Source organism: Streptomyces sp. NPDC091649 (assembly GCF_044756785.1).
GTDB lineage: Bacteria > Actinomycetota > Actinomycetes > Streptomycetales > Streptomycetaceae > Streptomyces.
The window spans coordinates 26,188-43,446 of sequence record NZ_JBIVTR010000010.1 but is presented as its reverse complement, the minus strand read 5'-3'; the positions used below and the strand labels follow the sequence as shown (position 1 = coordinate 43,446).

General features: G+C 70.0%; 11 protein-coding genes. 6 read left to right on the top strand and 5 right to left on the bottom strand.

The window, feature by feature from the left end; translation table 11 throughout:
- Positions 1-8: 8 nt before the first annotated feature.
- On the bottom strand, positions 9-1,106 hold the full coding sequence (gene hemE / locus ACIQMU_RS18380; protein ID WP_402689229.1) for a uroporphyrinogen decarboxylase: 1,098 nt from the start codon (positions 1,104-1,106) through the stop codon (positions 9-11).
- Positions 1,107-1,198: 92 nt separating this feature from the next.
- On the opposite strand from hemE, the gene ACIQMU_RS18375 reads away from it, so the two are divergent.
- From ACIQMU_RS18375 to ACIQMU_RS18350, 6 genes are all read left to right on the top strand, one after another.
- Positions 1,199-1,858 (top strand): DUF3000 domain-containing protein, encoded by a 660-nt coding sequence (locus ACIQMU_RS18375; protein ID WP_352240580.1) that lies wholly within the window; start codon positions 1,199-1,201, stop codon positions 1,856-1,858.
- A 212-nt stretch (positions 1,859-2,070) separates the two neighbouring features.
- Entirely contained in the window at positions 2,071-2,733 is a 663-nt protein-coding gene (locus ACIQMU_RS18370) for a response regulator transcription factor (RefSeq protein ID WP_003965521.1), read from the top strand.
- Between the two features lie 115 nt (positions 2,734-2,848).
- Entirely contained in the window at positions 2,849-4,120 is a 1,272-nt protein-coding gene (locus ACIQMU_RS18365) for a ribonuclease D (protein WP_352240579.1), read from the top strand.
- A 287-nt stretch (positions 4,121-4,407) separates the two neighbouring features.
- Positions 4,408-5,634, top strand: coding sequence for an acetyl-CoA C-acyltransferase (locus tag ACIQMU_RS18360; RefSeq protein ID WP_352240578.1), 1,227 nt, complete (start codon positions 4,408-4,410; stop codon positions 5,632-5,634).
- Entirely contained in the window at positions 5,631-7,760 is a 2,130-nt protein-coding gene (locus tag ACIQMU_RS18355) for a 3-hydroxyacyl-CoA dehydrogenase NAD-binding domain-containing protein (RefSeq protein ID WP_402689228.1), read from the top strand. Before ACIQMU_RS18360 ends, ACIQMU_RS18355 begins: the two co-directional genes overlap by 4 nt.
- Positions 7,761-7,845: 85 nt before the next feature.
- Positions 7,846-8,772, top strand: a complete 927-nt coding sequence (locus tag ACIQMU_RS18350) for an endonuclease/exonuclease/phosphatase family protein (protein WP_352240576.1) — start codon at positions 7,846-7,848, stop codon at positions 8,770-8,772.
- A 4-nt stretch (positions 8,773-8,776) separates the two neighbouring features.
- Here ACIQMU_RS18350 and ACIQMU_RS18345 read toward each other — a convergent pair whose 3' ends face one another.
- The 4 genes from ACIQMU_RS18345 to ACIQMU_RS18330 all read right to left on the bottom strand — a co-directional run bounded on the left by ACIQMU_RS18345 (position 8,777) and on the right by ACIQMU_RS18330 (position 17,096).
- The gene (locus ACIQMU_RS18345) at positions 8,777-10,276 is read right to left on the bottom strand and encodes a hypothetical protein (protein WP_352240575.1); all 1,500 of its coding nucleotides are present in this window, start codon (positions 10,274-10,276) and stop codon (positions 8,777-8,779) included.
- A gap of 68 nt (positions 10,277-10,344) precedes the next feature.
- Positions 10,345-11,874, bottom strand: a complete 1,530-nt coding sequence (locus ACIQMU_RS18340; RefSeq protein WP_352240574.1) for a hypothetical protein — start codon at positions 11,872-11,874, stop codon at positions 10,345-10,347.
- Positions 11,867-15,643 carry a CDP-glycerol glycerophosphotransferase family protein gene (locus ACIQMU_RS18335; RefSeq protein ID WP_402689227.1) on the bottom strand — a complete coding sequence of 1,259 codons (3,777 nt, stop codon included), beginning with the start codon at positions 15,641-15,643 and terminating at the stop codon, positions 11,867-11,869. The genes ACIQMU_RS18340 and ACIQMU_RS18335 overlap by 8 nt, the downstream gene beginning before the upstream one ends.
- 370 nt (positions 15,644-16,013) lie before the next feature.
- Positions 16,014-17,096: a hypothetical protein gene (locus tag ACIQMU_RS18330; protein WP_402689226.1), complete on the bottom strand. Its 1,083-nt coding sequence runs from the start codon at positions 17,094-17,096 to the stop codon at positions 16,014-16,016.
- Positions 17,097-17,259 lie beyond the last annotated feature (163 nt).

The window sequence follows — 17,259 nt, the reverse complement described above, 5'->3', positions numbered from 1 at the left end:
CCTCCGGTTCAGCGCGCGGTCTGCGTGTGCACGTACTCCACGAGCCGGGTGAGCGCGTCCGGGTCCATGGTCGGCATGACGCCGTGGCCCAGGTTGAAAATGTGGCCCTCCAGGCCGGCGGCGGCGTCCAGCACCTCGCGGGCCTTCTCCTCGACGGCCGGGGTCGGCGCGTACAGCACCGCCGGGTCGAGGTTGCCCTGGAGCGCCTTGCCGGGGCCGACGCGGCGGGCGGCCTCGTCCAGCGGGACCCGCCAGTCGACGCCGACGACGTCCGCGCCGGCCTCGCCCATCAGGCCGAGGAGTTCGCCGGTGCCGACGCCGAAGTGGATGCGGGGGACGCCGTAGGGGGCGACGGCCTCGAAGACCTTCGCGGAGGCGGGCAGCACCGCGCGGCGGTAGTCGGCGGGGGCCAGCGCGCCGACCCAGGAGTCGAAGAGCTGGACGGCGGACGCGCCGGCCTCGATCTGCACCTTGAGGAAGGCGCCGGTGATCTCGGCGAGCCGGTCGACGAGGTCGGCCCACAGCTGCGGGTCGCCGTACATCATGGCCTTGGTGCGCTCGTGGTTGCGCGAGGGGCCGCCCTCGACGAGGTAGCTGGCGAGGGTGAAGGGGGCCCCGGCGAAGCCGATGAGCGGGGTGGCGCCCAGTTCGGCGGTGAGCATCCCGATGGCCTCGGTGACGTACGGGACGTCCTCGGGGGTGAGGTCGCGCAGCCGGGCCAGGTCGGCGCGGGTGCGGATCGGCTCGGCGATGACGGGGCCGACGCCGGGCTTGATGTCGAGGTCGATGCCGATGGCCTTCAGGGGCACGACGATGTCGCTGAAGTAGATCGCGGCGTCGACCTTGTGGCGGCGTACGGGCTGGAGGGTGATCGCGGCGACCAGCTCCGGCATCATGCAGGAGTCGAGCATCGCGATGCCCTCGCGGACCTTCAGGTACTCGGGCAGCGAGCGCCCCGCCTGACGCATGAACCAGACCGGCGTGTGGGAGACGGGTTCGCGGCGGCAGGCCCGCAGGAACGCCGAGTCGTGGGTGGCGTGGCGGACCGCGTCGAGGCTGGCGGAGGTCGTCGTCTGCTGGCCCGAAGGGCTGTCGTTGGCACTCACGCACAGAATCTTCGCACGCGTGCCGAAGGAGCCCGCCCCCGCACGGGTGTCTCTCCCTGCGCGAGGCCCGCCTTCCGCCTACTCTTCCCCGCATGGCTCCGGCTCAGGGACAATTTTCCGATCATTCCGATGGCGTCGCAGGCAAGGACCGCGCGGAGGAACCTTCCGTGCCGCCCGCGTTCCTGGCGGCGGTCGACGCACTGCGCTCGGCGCGCCCGCGCCCGGAGCTGGAGGTGGAGGCGACCAGGCCGCCCCAGCGCCTCGCTCCGCACGCGTACGCCCTGGAGGCGGCGGTGGTGGACGGCGAGGACGATCTCGCCGACGGCAGGCTGGTCCTGCTGCACGATCCGTCGGGGCACGACGCCTGGCAGGGCGCGTTCCGGCTGGTGACGCTGGTCCGGGCGGAGCTGGAGCCGGAGATGGCGGCGGACCCCCTCCTCCCGGAGGTGTGCTGGTCGTGGCTGACGGGTGCGCTGGACGCGCGGGGCCTGTCGTACGGAGAGGCCGGCGGAACGGTGACACGCGCCGGATCGCACTACTTCGGCGCGCTGTCCGCGCGCCGTCCGGCGACGCAGATCGAGATCCGCGCCTCGTGGACGCCGCGCGAGGGGCGGGGCGGGGTGCCGGACACGGCGTCACACCTGATGGCCTGGGGCGATCTGCTGTGCCAGATCGCGGGACTCCCGCCGTCGGATCCGGCCGACGCGGCCGTGGTGACGCTGCCGCAGCGGCGCGGGCCGCAGGTTCCGTAACGCTGCGTCACTCGCATCGCACAAGCACCGGCTCTCTTTTCGTGCAATCGATCGCGCGTCCTATTTGCCCGAATTGTTACTTACCAAATCGCGATCTTCCCCTAAAGGAGGACGGGTCCGCTGCCGAAGAGGTCAATGACCCTTCAAGCACGGTTCGCCCCCGGCTTCATCCCCCGAGCCGGCCCGTCCCGCCACTCCCCCCAGGAGGCCTGGTGTCCGTTCTCCTTGAGCAGCCCGCAAGCCTGGTCGCCTACCGCCCGAACAAGCCGACGGCCATGGTCGTCGTGGCCGACCCGCGCGTCCGATCCACCGTCACCCGCCATCTGTGGGCCCTCGGAGTTCGCGACGTCATCGAAGCGTCGTCCATCGCGGAGGCACGCCCCCGCGTCGGCAATCCGCGCGACATCTGCATTGCCGACGTCCACCTGCCCGACGGTTCCGGGCTGACCCTGCTGTCCGAGACCCGGGCCGCCGGCTGGCCCAACGGCCTCGCCCTCTCCGCCGCCGACGACATCGGCGCCGTTCGCAACGCCCTCGCGGGCGGCGTGAAGGGCTACGTCGTCACCGGCACCCGAACCAACATCGGCCACCCCACCCGCCCCGGCGTCGCCCCCATCGGCGCCAACGCCGCCCGTATGCACCGCCGGCCTCCCGGGTCCCCGAGCCACCCGGGCGGCTACCGCGAACTGTCCGGACGTGAGGTGGAGGTGCTCCGCCTGGTCGCCGAAGGCCAGTCCAACAAGGCCATCGGCGTCTCGATGGGCCTCTCCGCCCTGACCGTCAAGTCCCACCTCGCCCGGATCGCCCGCAAGCTCGGCACCGGAGACCGTGCCGGCATGGTCGCGGTCGCCCTGCGGACGGGCATCATCCACTGACCGCACCCCCGCCGGGACGTGCACCGATGCGCCTCCGGCTGGAATACGCGCATGGCCGCCCGTCGACGGAACATTCCGTCGACGGGCTCCGCGCATACACAGATACCCTTGACACGTGACCGACGCCCAAGAGACCGCAGCAGACACATCACTGCGAACCACCGGGGGCGCTCCCCCGGACGACGTCGCCCCGGCGCCGATCCCCTTGCTCGAACCACGCGAGGGCGTTCCCCCGGTGGTGACGTCCCACGACGCCCTCGCCGAGGTGATCGCGGCCTTCGCCGCGGGCACCGGCCCGGTGGCCGTCGACGCCGAACGCGCCTCGGGGTACCGCTACGGCCAGCGCGCCTACCTCGTGCAGCTGCGCCGCGAGGGCGCGGGCAGCGCCCTGGTCGACCCCGTCGGCTGCCCCGACCTCTCGGGCCTCGGCTCCGCGCTGACCGGCACGGAGTGGATCCTGCACGCGGCGACCCAGGACCTGCCGTGCCTGCGGGACATAGGCATGACGCCCACCTCGCTGTTCGACACCGAGCTGGCCGGTCGGCTCGCGGGCTTCCCGCGCGTGGGTCTCGGCGCGATGGTGGAGAACGTCCTCGGATACGCCCTGGAGAAGGGCCACTCCGCGGTCGACTGGTCCACCCGCCCGCTGCCCGAGCCGTGGCTGCGTTACGCCGCGCTCGACGTGGAGCTGCTGATCGACCTGCGCGACGCGCTGGAGGAGGAGCTGGAGCGGCAGGGCAAGCTGGAGTGGGCCCGGGAGGAGTTCGACGCCATCGCCTCCGCGCCGCCCGCACCGCCCCGCAAGGACCCCTGGCGCCGCACGTCCGGCATGCACAAGGTGCGCCGCCGTCGGCAACTGGCGGTCGTCCGGGAGCTGTGGACCGCCCGTGACCTGGTGGCCCAGCGCCGTGACGTCTCGCCGGGCAAGGTGCTCGGCGACGCCGCGATCGTCGAGGCCGCCCTCGCGCTGCCGGTCGATGTGCAGGCCCTGACCGCGCTGCCGGGATTCGGCCACCGCATGGGACGCCGTCAGCTGGAACAGTGGCAGGCGGCCGTGGAGCGGGCCAAGGCGCTGCCCGAGACGGAGCTGCCGCAGCCCGGGCAGCAGCCGGCCGGACCTCCGCCGCCGCGCTCCTGGGCCGACAAGGACCCGGCCGCCGCCGCCCGGCTCTCGGCCGCCCGCACCGCCGTCTCCGAGCTGGCCGAACGCCTCCGCATGCCCCAGGAGAACCTGATCACCCCGGACACCGTGCGCCGGATCTGCTGGGAGCCGCCGAAGAACCCGGCCCCCGGCACCGTCGAGGACGCCCTCGCCGGGTACGGGGCGCGGAACTGGCAGATCCAGCAGGTCGCCCCGCTCCTGGTCCGGGCGCTGAACGCCTCCTGATCCCGTGACGCAGCGGACACCCCCGGTCACCGACCGGGGGTTTTCCGCGTCCCGGGCCCCTTGGGCGCGCCGGACCGAGGGTCGAAATCGCGCCAGGTTCACGCGCCCTTCCTCCGTCCCGCAGCGGCTTCGGCGGCCCGTACCGGGCGCCGGGGCGGTGTGACCTTCGACGCTCCGGCCGTGGGGGGTGGGCAGTCTGGTTACCCGCAAGTAGCATGATGACCGGCGGTACGTCCCCGTGACGCACCCCGCAGCAGTGCCACCCCGCACCCTGGAGGAGAGCCACCGTGCCTCGTACCATCCGGGACGTCGTCTTCGTCGACGGCGTCCGCACCCCGTTCGGCAAAGCGGGCCCCAAGGGCATCTACCACGAGACCCGCGCCGACGACCTCGTCGTGAAGGCCATCCGGGAGCTGCTGCGCCGCAACCCGGACCTGGACCCCAAGAAGATCGACGAGGTCGCCATCGCCGCGACCACGCAGATCGGTGACCAGGGCCTCACCCTCGGCCGTACCGCCGGCATCCTGGCCGGTCTGCCGCAGTCCGTCCCCGGCTACTCGATCGACCGCATGTGCGCGGGCGCGCTGACCGCCGTCACCTCGACGGCCGGTTCCATCGCGTTCGGCGCGTACGACGTCGTCGTGGCCGGTGGCGTCGAGCACATGGGCCGCCACCCGATGGGCGAGGGCGTCGACCCGAACCCGCGCTTCGTGTCGGAGAAGCTGGTCGACGAGTCCGCCCTGTTCATGGGCATGACGGCGGAGAACCTGCACGACCGCTACCCCACGATCACCAAGGAGCGCGCCGACGCCTACGCGGTGCGTTCGCAGGAGAAGGCAGCCAAGGCGTACGCCAACGGCAAGATCCAGCAGGACCTCGTACCGGTCTCGGTGCGCCGCACCGACGCCGAGGCCGGTGAGACGGGCTGGGGCCTGGCCACCGCCGACGAGCCGATGCGCCCGGGCACCACGATGGAGTCCCTCGCGGGCCTGAAGACCCCCTTCCGCGCCCACGGCCGTGTGACGGCCGGAAACGCCGCGGGCCTCAACGACGGCGCGACCGCCTCGCTGCTCGCCGCCGAGGACGTCGCCCGCGAGCTGGGCCTCCCGGTCAAGATGCGCCTCGTCTCCTACGCCTTCGCGGGCGTCGAGCCGGAGGTCATGGGCTACGGCCCGATCCCGGCGACCGAGAAGGCGCTGGCGCAGGCCGGTCTCTCCATCTCCGACATCGGTCTCTTCGAGATCAACGAGGCGTTCGCCGTGCAGGTGCTCGCCTTCCTGGAGCACTACGGCATCGCCGACGACGACGCCCGCGTCAACCAGTACGGCGGCGCGATCGCCTACGGCCACCCGCTGGCCTCCTCCGGTGTCCGGCTCATGACGCAGCTGGCCCGGCAGTTCGAGGAGCAGCCCGAGGTCCGCTACGGCCTGACCACCATGTGCGTCGGCTTCGGCATGGGCGCCACGGTCGTCTGGGAGAACCCGCACTTCAACGCTGACGGAGGCAACAAGTGAGCTCCACCACTGAGCTTCTGAAGGGTGCGGCCGAGCTGTTCCCCGGCGAGGTCGTCACCCAGGCGCACGTACGCCACCTGGAGCTGCCGTACGGCGCCGGGCGGTTCGCCCTCATCACGCTGGACAACGGCCTGGACCACACCAAGCCGACCACCTTCGGACCGCAGTCGCTGGCGAACCTGAACGCCGCGATCGACCAGGTCGAGAAGGAGGCGTCCGAGGGGACCATCACAGGCGTCGGCATCACCGGCAAGCCGTTCATCTTCGCGGTCGGCGCCGACCTCAAGGGCGTCGAGCTGCTGAGCCGCCACGAGGACGCGCTGGCCATCGGAAAGGGCGGCCACGACGTCTTCCGCCGCCTGGCCGGCCTCGCCGTCCCCACCTTCGCGTACTACAACGGCGCGGCCATGGGCGGCGGTGTCGAGGTCGGTCTGCACTGCACCTACCGCACCGTCTCCAAGGCGGTCCCGGCGTTCTCACTGCCCGAGGTCTTCCTCGGCCTGGTCCCCGGCTGGGGCGGCTGCGCGCTGCTGCCGAACCTGATCGGCGCGGACCGCGCCGTCTCCGTGATCATCGAGAACTCGCTGAACCAGAACCGCCAGCTCAAGGGCAAGCAGGTCTTCGAACTCGGCATCGCGGACGCGCTGTTCGAGGGTGCGGACTTCCTGGAGCAGTCGCTGATCTGGACCGCGAACGTACTGAAGGGCTCGGTGACGCCTCAGCGTGCCGAGGTCGACCGCGGTGACGCCTGGGACCAGGCCGTCGCCCGCGGCCGGGCCATCGCCGACGCCAAGGTGCACGGCGCGGCCCCGGCCGCGTACCGCGCGCTGGACATCATCGCGGCCGCGAAGGACGGCGACCTGTCCGCCGGCTTCGACGCCGAGGACCAGGCGCTGGCCGACCTGATCATGGGCGGCGAGCTGCGCAGCGGCATCTACGCCTTCAACCTGGTCCAGAAGCGCGCCAAGCGCCCGGCCGGCGCCCCGGACAAGAACCTGGCCCGCCCGGTCACCAAGGTCGGCGTCGTGGGCGCGGGTCTGATGGCCTCGCAGCTGGCGCTGCTGTTCCTGCGCCGCCTGGAGGTCCCGGTCGTCCTCACGGACATCGACCAGGCGCGCGTCGACAAGGGTGTGGGCTACGTCCACGCCGAGATCGAGAAGCTGCTCGGCAAGGGCCGCATCAACCAGGACAAGGCCAACCGCCTCAAGGGCCTGGTCTCCGGCGTCCTCGACAAGGCCGAGGGCTTCGCGGACGCGGACTTCATCATCGAGGCCGTCTTCGAGGAGATCGGCGTCAAGCAGCAGGTGTTCGCCGAGGTCGAGGCGGTCGCCCCGGCGCACGCGATCCTCGCCACCAACACCTCCTCGCTGTCGGTGACCGAGATGGCGTCGAAGCTGAAGAACCCCGAGCGGGTCGTCGGCTTCCACTTCTTCAACCCGGTCGCGATCCTCCCGCTCCTGGAGATCGTCCGCGGCGAGCAGACCGACGACGCCTCGCTGGCGACGGCGTTCGGTGTGGCGCGGAAGCTGAAGAAGACCGCGGTCCTGGTGAAGGACGCCCCGGCGTTCGTCGTCAACCGCATCCTCACCCGCTTCATGGGCGAGATCCAGAACGTCATCGACGAGGGCACCCCGGTCGAGGTCGCGGAGAAGGCCGTCGAGCCGCTCGGCCTGCCGATGTCCCCGCTGGTGCTCCTGGAACTGGTCGGCCCGGCCATCGGCCTGCACGTCTCCGAGACCCTGAACCGCGCCTTCCCGGAGCGCTTCACGGTCTCCGAGAACCTCGCGGCGGTCGTGAAGGCCGGCAAGCGCGGCTTCTACGTCTACGATTCCGGCGCGCCGGTCCTCGACCCCGAGGTCGCGGCCCTCCTCAAGCAGGGCGACACCGTCCTCACCGAGGAGCAGACCCGCGACCGCGTGCTCGACGCGATGGCGCAGGAGATCGGCCTGATGCTGGACGAGGGCGTCGTCGCCGAGGCGCAGGACATCGACCTGTGCCTGATCACCGGTGCGGGCTGGCCCTTCCACCTGGGCGGCATCACACCGTACCTGGACCGCGAGGGCGTCTCCCAGCGGGTGAACGGCAAGCCGTTCCTGGAGCAGGGCGTGGCGAGCGTGCCTGCGTAACCATGGTGTAGAAGTGGTCCCGGAGCGGGCCGCACGGCCGAGAGGCTGTGCGGCCCGCTCCGTCATGCCGAGGAGAGGCCGGGAGATGCCAGGACGACGAACGGGCTCGCCACACGGCGCACGGCTCGGGCTGCTGTGGGTGGCGGGGGCCGGGCTCCTCGCGGCGCTGGCGGGACTGGCCCTCGGCCTCCGGCTGTTCGGCGGGACCCCGCCGGCCCCGGACGCCGCCGGGCGGCCGTATGCCGACACGCCGGGCACCCTGTCCGTCGCGACGTGGAACGTCTGCGGGGTACGCCAGTGGAACTGTGAGAACACGGGGTCGGCCGAGGAGAAGCGGGCGCGCATCGAGGCCCTCGTACGGGAGTCGGGGGCGCGCGTCGTCCTGCTCCAGGAGATGTGCTCCGAGGACCTGGCCACCGTGGAGACGTCGTTGGGCGGCGAGTGGCACAGCCTGTTCCGCCCGTACACGGCGGTCCGGAAGGAGCGCGGCACCGCGACGGCCCGCTGCACGGGCGACGGGCGGGGCACGGCGGGTTACGGGATTCTCTCCGCCGTGCCCCTGGATCGGGTCACCGACGTCTCCCTGCCGCAGCCGGACGCCGGTATGCGCCGGTCCGTCCTCTGCGCCACGGTCCCGGAGGACGACGTCCGGATCTGCACCGCCCACCTGAATCCCCAGAGGGACGGGGTCGGTTCGGTGACGTCCGAACTGCGCGCGGAGCAGTTGCGGGCGCTGGTCGGGGCGGCGGGACCGCGCACCGTGTTCGGCGGCGACCTGAACACCGGCCCGCCGGAGCAGGCCGGATCGCGAGTCTGGGCCCGGGTCGACGGCCCGTACGGCGTCTACCGCGAGTGCGACCAGTCCGCGTCGTCCGGGGAGGCCCGGAAGACCCATCGCAGCGGGTACAAGATCGACTATCTCTTCAGCGATCTGCCTCGGGAGGAATGTTCCGTGGTCCGTTCCCCGGCCTCGGACCACTGGGCCCTGCTGATGCGGGTCACCACCGGTTGACCGTTCAGTAGCGGAGACCCGCAGGCGCGGCATCGGCGTTCACGACGCTGAACGCGACCACGGCCGGCGGGGACAGGTTGCCGTGCGGGTCGACGGCGTGGCACTCCACGGTGTGCGGCCCCTGGGTCCAGGACCACCCCGACTCCCATGACCATCCGCCGTCGGGACCGACCGGGGCCGTGCCAAGCCGCAGCCCGCCCTCGACGAACTCCACCCGCACCGCGCCGACGGCGTGGCCCAGGAGGCCGATGACCGGCCCCGGCACATGCTGCCCGGGGGCAGGGTGGACGACCACCGGGCCCGGAGGCACGGCCACGGCGGGCGGCGACGGGAACGCGGCCCCGGCCGGCGCGGCTTCGGCCATCTGCCCGGACGCCGGTTCCGCCCGACCGGCCACGGTGAAGTTCGCCTCGGCCCAGGGCGAGTGGTAGCCGGCGGCGTCCACGGAGAGGATGCGCACGGGATGGTCGCCCACGCTCCACGCCCGCTCGGCCTGCCAGCTCCAGGACCCGTCCGGGGCGACCTCGGGCGATGCCAGGAACTTGCCCCGCTCCCAGACGCTGAGCCGCACCGCGCCGGGCGCACTCCCGCGGAACACGACGCTCTGCTCGTACACAGTCCCGCCGGAGGCCGGCGTGAAGACCACCGGAGGGGCGAACCCCGGCTGGACCTTGGCGGTCGCCCGGAGGAACGCCTTGATCCCGGACCGGTCGGCGTCCGGACGCTCCCCGCCGTTGCGCACGAACCCGAGCCGCGGGGCCACACCGTCGATGAGGAAGTTGAGGAGACCCATGAGCATGGGTACGTTCCTGCTGGTCACACGAGCGTGGTCGGAGATGTGGGGAGAGTCGCTGAAGATGAAGTTGAAGTTCTCGTAGCCGGCGAAGAGCGGCAGGAAGGGCTCCACCTGCTCCGGGTACTGCTCGTCCTGGGGGGAGGAGAGAACGTAGATGTTGGCATCGCGGTTCGCTCCCGCACGCACCAGGTTCGCGATGACGTCGTCGATCGCCCGGGTGTTCTGTTCCGTCACCTCGCCCATGATGTGCGCCGCCACGGAGGGGTACTTGAGGATGTAGGTGCCGATCCGGAACTGCGGAACGATGGCGACGATATTCCGGTAGCCGTACTTCAGACCGAAGTAGAGCGCGGCGCTGCCTCCCTTGGAGCCGCCCCACATCGTGCACTGGTCAGGCGTCAGGCCGAGTGAGCGCAGCACGTTCGAGATGAGACCGGCGACCGACTGCTCCAGGCCGAAGTCCATGCCCTTGCACAGGTAGTAGCTGTTCTTCCCGTGAAAGCGGTCACGGATCCACAGGACGTTCGAGCGCAGCTTGTCGAACACCCCGTTGGACCAGCCGAAGTCGCCCGGGACGGAGAAGTTGGCGAACACGACGACCAGGTGCTGGCTGCCCTTGGTGGCATGGGAGAACCGGTACTCCACGGGATACGTCCCGGAGGCGTCGATCCCGTTCTCGAAGGGACGGGTCGGGGCTGCTTTTGGCACGGCTCAAGGTTCCAATCTGGTGCGGCGGAGAGCCTGGTCGCCGGTCCGGCCAGGACCGGCCCGGGGCGTCAGTATCGGGGGGCCTCGTGCGGGGCCGCCGATGGGATGAAGGCGCTGGCCACGTGGAAGCCGACCTGGCTGCGGTGGGACTCCCCGCCCTGCCCGTCGATCGCGTAGCACTCGACCCGGTGGGGCCCCTGGGGCCAAGCCCAGCGCGCGTCCCAGGTCCAGGTCCCGTCGGCGGCCACCACGGTCGCTCCCAGTGACACGCCCCCTTCGGCGAACGCCACCTGGAGCGCGCCCGGGGCATACCCGGCGATGACGACTCCCGGCCCCGGCAAGTGCTGGTCCGGCGCGGGCTGCGTCACCACGGGGGGCGCAGGAGCCAGGGAAGGCGCGGGAGTCACAGGGGCGGTTCCCCCCGCGGCGGCCGCGGAAGCCCCCACGGCCGCCGGCCGTGCCGGTGCGGCCGTGCCACCGGGGGGAACCGTGAACCGGACCTCTGTGCGCGGCGAGTGGAATCCGGTCGCGTCCACCGCGAACATGCGGATGACGTGCTCACCCGCGGACCAGCCGTGTTCCCGGGTCCAGACCCACCTTCCGTCCGGGCCGACCTTCGGAGACCCGATGTACTTCCCCTTCTCCCAGAAGCTCAGCCGCACCGCTCCCGGCGCCGCACCGCTGAACTCCACGACCCCGGTGTGCACGTGTTCGCCGGGCGAGGGGCTGTCGACCGAGGGAGCCGCGAAGGAGGCACGCACCTGCGACGTCGCCTTCAGGTACCCGTCGATCCCGGACGTGCCGACGTCGGGCTGCTCATGACCGTTGGTGACGAATCCGATCCGGGGGGCGATGCCGTCGACGAGGAGGTTGAGCAGCCCCATCAGCGCCGGAACGTTGCGCCGGGTCACCGTCGTGTGGTCGGTGATGAAGGGGGAGTCGCTGTAAATGAAGTTGAAGTTCTCGTAGTTCTGGAAGAGACCCAGGAAGGGTTCCACCTGGACCTGGTAGTTCTCGTCCTGGGGCGAGGACAACAGGTAGAGATTGGCCGAGGGGTTGGCTCCCGCTCGCACGAGGTCGGGAAGAACGCTGTCGAGGACGCGGATCTTCTCCTCGGTGACGTGGCCGCCCATCATGAAGTCCGCGATGACCGGACGCTTCTGCACCGACGTGCCGATCCGGAACATCGGCACGATGGAGACGATGTTCCGGAATCCGTACTTCAGGCCGAAGAACAGCGCCGCGCTGCCGCCCTTCGAACCGCCCCACATCGTGCACTGGTCCGGGGTGAGGCCGAGGGAGTTCATCACGTTCGAGATCAGTGTGATGACGGACCGCTCGAGCTCGAAGTCCATGTCCTTGCAGAGGTAGTAACTGTTCTTGCCGTCGAACATGTCCCGCACCCAGAGGATGTTGGCTCGCACGTTGTCGAAGACGCCGTTCGACCAGCCGTAGTCGTCCGGTGCCGAGAAGTTGGCGAAGACCACCACCAAGTGCCGGTTGCCGCTCTTGGCGTGGGAGAACCGGTAGTGGACCGGATAAGCGCCGGAGGCTTCGATCCCGGTGATGGTCGTGCGGCTCGACACTGCTTTAGACATGAAGGGAGTCCGTCCTCGCGGAGTACTGCGCTGCGGTCACGGTGTAGGTGGTCGGCCGCGAGACGGACGGTTCCGGTCGCTGCCCGTGGTCGCCGGGGACTGCCTGTACGAGGTGCTCACGCGGCTGGTGCGACGTGACGTGCGGCTCTCCCGCGCGGGCCTGGTCCGGTTCCAGATCCCCTCCGGCCACCAGGATGCGGTCCGTCAACCGGGCGGAGGCGTATCCGTCGTCCAGGTCGCAGAACTCTCGCTGGAACCAGCGGTAGCGATCGGTGTACTCCATCTCGATGCGGTCGATGTTCCGGATGGCGGAGATCAGTTCGGCCGATTCGTAGAGCAGCGGGCCCGGGGCGCTCTGCTCGAAGTCGAAGTAGAAACCGCGCAGGGTGTCCCGGTAGTGGTCCAGGTCGTAGGTGAAGAACAGGATCGGCCTCCCGGTGTTCACGTAGTCGAACATCAGGGACGAGTAGTCGGTGATCATCACGTCACTGATCAGCGACAGGTCCGCCATGTCCGGATAGTCGGAAACATCGAAGACGAAGCCGTCGCCCGCGCCGGGAACGGGGTCCACGACGTTGGGGTGGCGGCGGACCATGAGGACGTGGTCGTCCCCCAGCCTCGCCCGGGCGTCGTCGAGGTCGATCCTGAAGTCGAACTTGTACTTCCCCGGCGCGTAGAACTGGTCGTCGCGCCAGGTGGGGGCGTACATGATGATGCGCTTGCCGTGGGGCAGGCCGATCCGCTGCCGGATCTCCGCGGCGCGGCGCTCCATGCCGGGGCGGCGCAGGATGTCGTTGCGCGGGTAGCCGCACTCCACCATTTCGCCGGGGAACTTGAAGGCCCGCTGGAGGATCGGGGTGGAGAAGCTGTTGGGCGACACGAGCATGTCCCAGTTCTGCACCTCCTTCTCCACCCGCTCCAGATATCGCTGGTCGGCGAAGTGCACCGACTCGATATCGTGGCCGATCTTCTTGAGGGGGGTGCCGTGCCAGGTCTGTACGACGATCTGGTCGGGGCGCTTGGCGAACCAGTCGGGGAGGTGGTTGTTGGCCACCACGTATCGGGAGGTCGCCAGCGCCTCGTACCAGTCGGGCGACCACATGCGCACGGGTCGTGCCGTCGGCGGCACGTCGACCTGGTCGTCCCGTACGACCCAGAGGTGTTCGAGGTCCACGCCCCGGCGGATCATCTCCTCGTGGACCGCGCGGGGGCTGTCGGAGTACTGCGTGCCCTTGAAGGCGTCGAACAGCACGGCGGGGCGAACGGGCTCACGCCGGGCCTGCGGGTACGCCTTGGTCCGCAGCAGTTTCTGCCGGTACGGCCCTCGCGCGTCCTCGGGCATCGCGGAATGCACCAGCATCGACAGCCTGTCGTACGCCTCGGCCTGGAGCTCGTAGCGCCGCTCCCCCACCTCCAGGCTCTGGGGCATGGACGGGATGATTCCCTGACCGATCTTGACCATGAGGTCCGGGGAGCGGTCTTCCGGGGCCACCGCCGACGGGTCCTGGCGGCGCAGGAAGAAGTCCCAGCGGCCGGCGGCGAGCGGAATGCCTCCGGCGAGGGTACGCATGGCGGCCGGGGTCAGCACCGAACGGAACCGCCGCCCGTCCCACTGGATCGGCACCGCCCGTTCGGCTCCGTGTGCACGCGAACGTACGACGAGGTGGGCGCTGATCCGCTCGGCGGGTGGAAGCAGGTCCGCTCCGGCGTAGTCGCAGACGAGTTCCAGCGAGCCGTCCGCGAGCCACTCGCCGTCGCTGAGCAGTGGCAGGGCGGCGCGCTCGAAGATCACCACGTAGCCGGAGCCGTTGCGGTGGACGACGACCTCACGGTCTCGCTCCTCGGTCTGGAGCGCCGTGGGCATGCGGTAGTGGCCGTCCTCGACGTCCTGGGCCATCACCGGGTAGAGCGGCGTCTTCCGCCCCTCCAGGTGGAGGGTGACCTTCCAGCCGTTGCTGCCCATCGTCCACGCCTGCGGGACGGTGTCGCCGGTCGCCCGGGAGCCGGGGACGAGACTGGTGAGCGGAATACGGGTGGCGAAGGTGCACCAACCCTCGCCGCCGGGCTGGAACGTCATCCGGGCGTCGTGCCGGCCGGCACCGTTCATGCTGGTGACACGGAACTTGCCCCACTCGGGGATGCCGGGGGCCAGCAGGACCCCACCGATCTCCAGATGGTTTCCGACCACCCGGTGGCGGGTGATGCGGCTGCGGACGATCTCCACGCGGAGCTTCAGACTGCCCTGCATGAAGAGAGGGAGAATACGGGTGTTCTTGTCGACATAGCGGTATGCCGGATTGGCGGCCGTTCCGGCACTGCCCCGGCCGATGCCCTTGTACCGGAACAGGCCCCGGCTGAACACGCCGGCGGCGACGTCCCAGGTCCCTTCGACCCACTGGCCCTTCCGCTGGAGCCGGGTGACGTCGAAGCGGCTCTCGAAACCGGCCCAGTCGTAGCAGTACCGGCTCTGGTTGGAGTATTCGGTGGCCTGCGGGAAGTAGGTCGTCCTGGCCAGGTTGACGAGCTTACTGCCGGACTTCTTGTTGCGGAGGGCGAGCATCTTGGTAGACATGTGCCGCTTGTGCACATTGATGAACCTGATGTAGGCGGAGCCCCTGAGGACCAGGGAGTCGCCGTCCCATTCCGCCTCGGAGAGCGAACTGTAGGGGGAGAGCTCCTTGTCGAGCCGGTAGTCACTCTTGTAGAGACCGGTCTTTCGGTTCTCCAGGTGCGGATAGTTGAGGTAGCGGCGCAGCCGTCGGCGGACCGGCAGCGGACCGCCCTTGCGCTCGAACTCCAGGACATCGAGGAGTTCGTCGAGCCGACCCTGGTGGACGAGGAGCCACTTGACACGGGCGTCGGCGGGAAGCTCCTCGATGATGTCGTAGTCCGCCTCGGCGAGGAACTCCTGGGCCCAGTGCATGAACGCGTCGCGGTAGTCGTCGTCCGCGTCCGGGAGCACCTTGAGGTGCAGCATGAGGTCCGACTTGAGGCAGGCGAGATCGTACTTGCGCTTGTGCTCCCGGAACTGCCGCGAGCGGTGCTGCCCGAGGAAGCGGCTCACCGACTGTACGGCGGCGACACGGTCGCGCAGGTTGGACACCTCGGTGTGGCGCTGGGTGATGGACGGGGCCGCACCACCGTCGCGGCGACGCCAGAAGTAGACGATGTCCGTGATGACGTCGACCTTGCTAGCCCGGAAGTGCGCGAACATGTTCACCCACGAGTCCTCGTAGAGGACGCCCTCGGGGAACTCGATGAAGTGGTGGTCCCAGAAGGACCGGCGGAACACCTTGTTCCACACGGTTCGGTCGTAGATCAGGGCCTCGAAGCGCGTTATGTGCGTGCCCTTCCGATCCCGCTGCATGGGGCCCTTGTGGAGCGGCGACTGCCACTTCCTGGTGGAGTTCATCATCTGGACATTGCCGGAGACGAAATCCGATTCGGATTCGGTCAGCGTACGGACGAGCAACTCGTAGGCGTATTCGGGGATGACGTCGTCGCCGTCCGCGAACACGAGGAACTCGCCGTCCGGATGCATGGCGCGGAGCCCGGTGTTGCGGGCGTGCCCGGGGCCGTGCGACTCCTGCTGGATCAGCCGGAAGCGCGGGTCAGCCGCGCAGAACCTCTGAGCGATCGCGGTGGAGGTGTCGGTGGAACCATCGTCCACCATGATCACTTCGAAGTCACGGAAGGTCTGGCGCGCGATGGACTCCAGGCACTCCGTGAGGTACGTCTCAACGTCCTGAAAGGGAACGATGACACTCAAACGGGGCCCGGCGACCATACTTCACACTCCAGTTCGACGCAGGGCAATCACCTGCGCAATGACAACTTCCCGACCACCGCACACTGCCCCCGACGAATCCCCGTCGACTCGAAGATCGGGCACACCCCCGTCGATCGCCTGCGGCCCAGCTCTCGAACTGTTGCGTCAGACGCAAATCTTAAGTGAACGTTAAAAGATGTCAATGTGCAGATCCTGCGCATAGCTCAACGATGCACTCGACACTTCCGCGTGACATGCGCCATACTGCGCCGCGCACAACCTTCGACGGGTCTCGGCGATCTGATATCGCCGGCCTTTGCGCGCGAGAAAGCGAACGTGGGGCCGATGGCCCGCGTGCGGAGTGCCCGCATCAGAGTCGTCGCCACTCCGAGAGCGTCAGGCCCGGGCCGTCCGTCTGCCGGGCCACTCGCGGAACCCCGTCCTCGTCGACGACCGCCATCACCACCCGGCCGAAGACGTCCAGCGCCAGAGCCGGCGTCCCCAGGCACTGCACTCCCGTGTCCGACCACCAGACCCCGTTCCCCTCGTCCTCGGTGACGCCCACTCCGACCACGGCGCTTCCGTCGACGCCGCGATGGGCCAGCACCGTGCAGTCGTATCCGTCCAGGAGTACGCGGAGCGCGGCGTGCGGGCCCTCGCCCGGGGTCCCGCCCAGGGCCGTCGGCCAGGCCCCCGCCCGGTAGGCCACGACACCGTGGCCCGCGGGGTCGGTCCAGTAGTAGGTGGGCCGGTCGGGCCCCGTCTCCAGGACCGCCACGGTGCCCGGCGCCGCCGCGAGGCGCGCCGGATGCCCTTCCCCGAGCGCCCCGCCCGGGGTCCGCTGCGACCAGTGCAGGATCCCGTCCGTCGTGGTCGCGAACAGCTCGATCCGACCGGACGCGAGGGCGATCGCCGCGAGCGTCGACGCGATGCCGCTGCCTCGGCGGTCGTCCCAGGGCCGCCACTTGCCGTCGCTCTGCTCCCTGCGCAGGGCCAGTCCGCCGCCCGCGTTCCGGACGAAGATGTGCACCATTCCCGAGGGCGTCACCACGACCACGGGCTCCCCGAGCCGGCCGGCCGACTCCGCGTCCTTGTGCGGATTCCCCAGCGAGCGCCACTCGGAGACGGGGCGGCCCGTCTGGTACTGGATGGCGTATACGACATCGACGATGGTCCGCCCGTCGGCCTTCTGCCGTTCGCGGCGGCCGACGAAGTGCACGTACGCGTTCGCGTCCTGCGTCACGGAGAGGTGGGTGAGGCCGGCTACCGGGACGAGGGCGGGCTGCCCCCAGTCACGCGCCCCCGGCCGGGTCTCCGTCCAGCGCCGAAGTCCGCCCTCGGCCGGAGCGTAGACCGTAAGGCTCCCGTCCCTGCCCTTGGCGAGCCAGATTCCCCGCAGGGTGCCGACCGCGGGAGCGACCCTGGCGGCCGGGCGGGCAGTCCGTCCGAGCATCGTTCCGAGTCACCCTTCCAGACGTTCGACCCATGGCACGTGATTTCGAATCGGACTCATCCTAGACCCTCACAACGAGCGAACAGCTGGCGCTCAGAAGATGAAGATCCCGTGCGAAGCAACGCAGTCATGACGGCCGCACGACTGTGCGGTGTCCCATAGG

Bases quoted from the DNA above. Each gene is read 5' to 3' on its own strand.
- ACIQMU_RS18375 (WP_352240580.1), top strand. From the start codon at position 1,199: ATGGCTCCGGCTCAGGGACAATTTTCCGATCATTCCGATGGCGTCGCA.
- ACIQMU_RS18350 (WP_352240576.1), top strand. From the start codon at position 7,846: ATGCCAGGACGACGAACGGGCTCGCCACACGGCGCACGGCTCGGGCTG.
- ACIQMU_RS18340 (WP_352240574.1), bottom strand. From the start codon at position 11,874: ATGTCTAAAGCAGTGTCGAGCCGCACGACCATCACCGGGATCGAAGCC.
- ACIQMU_RS18330 (WP_402689226.1), bottom strand. From the start codon at position 17,096: ATGCTCGGACGGACTGCCCGCCCGGCCGCCAGGGTCGCTCCCGCGGTC.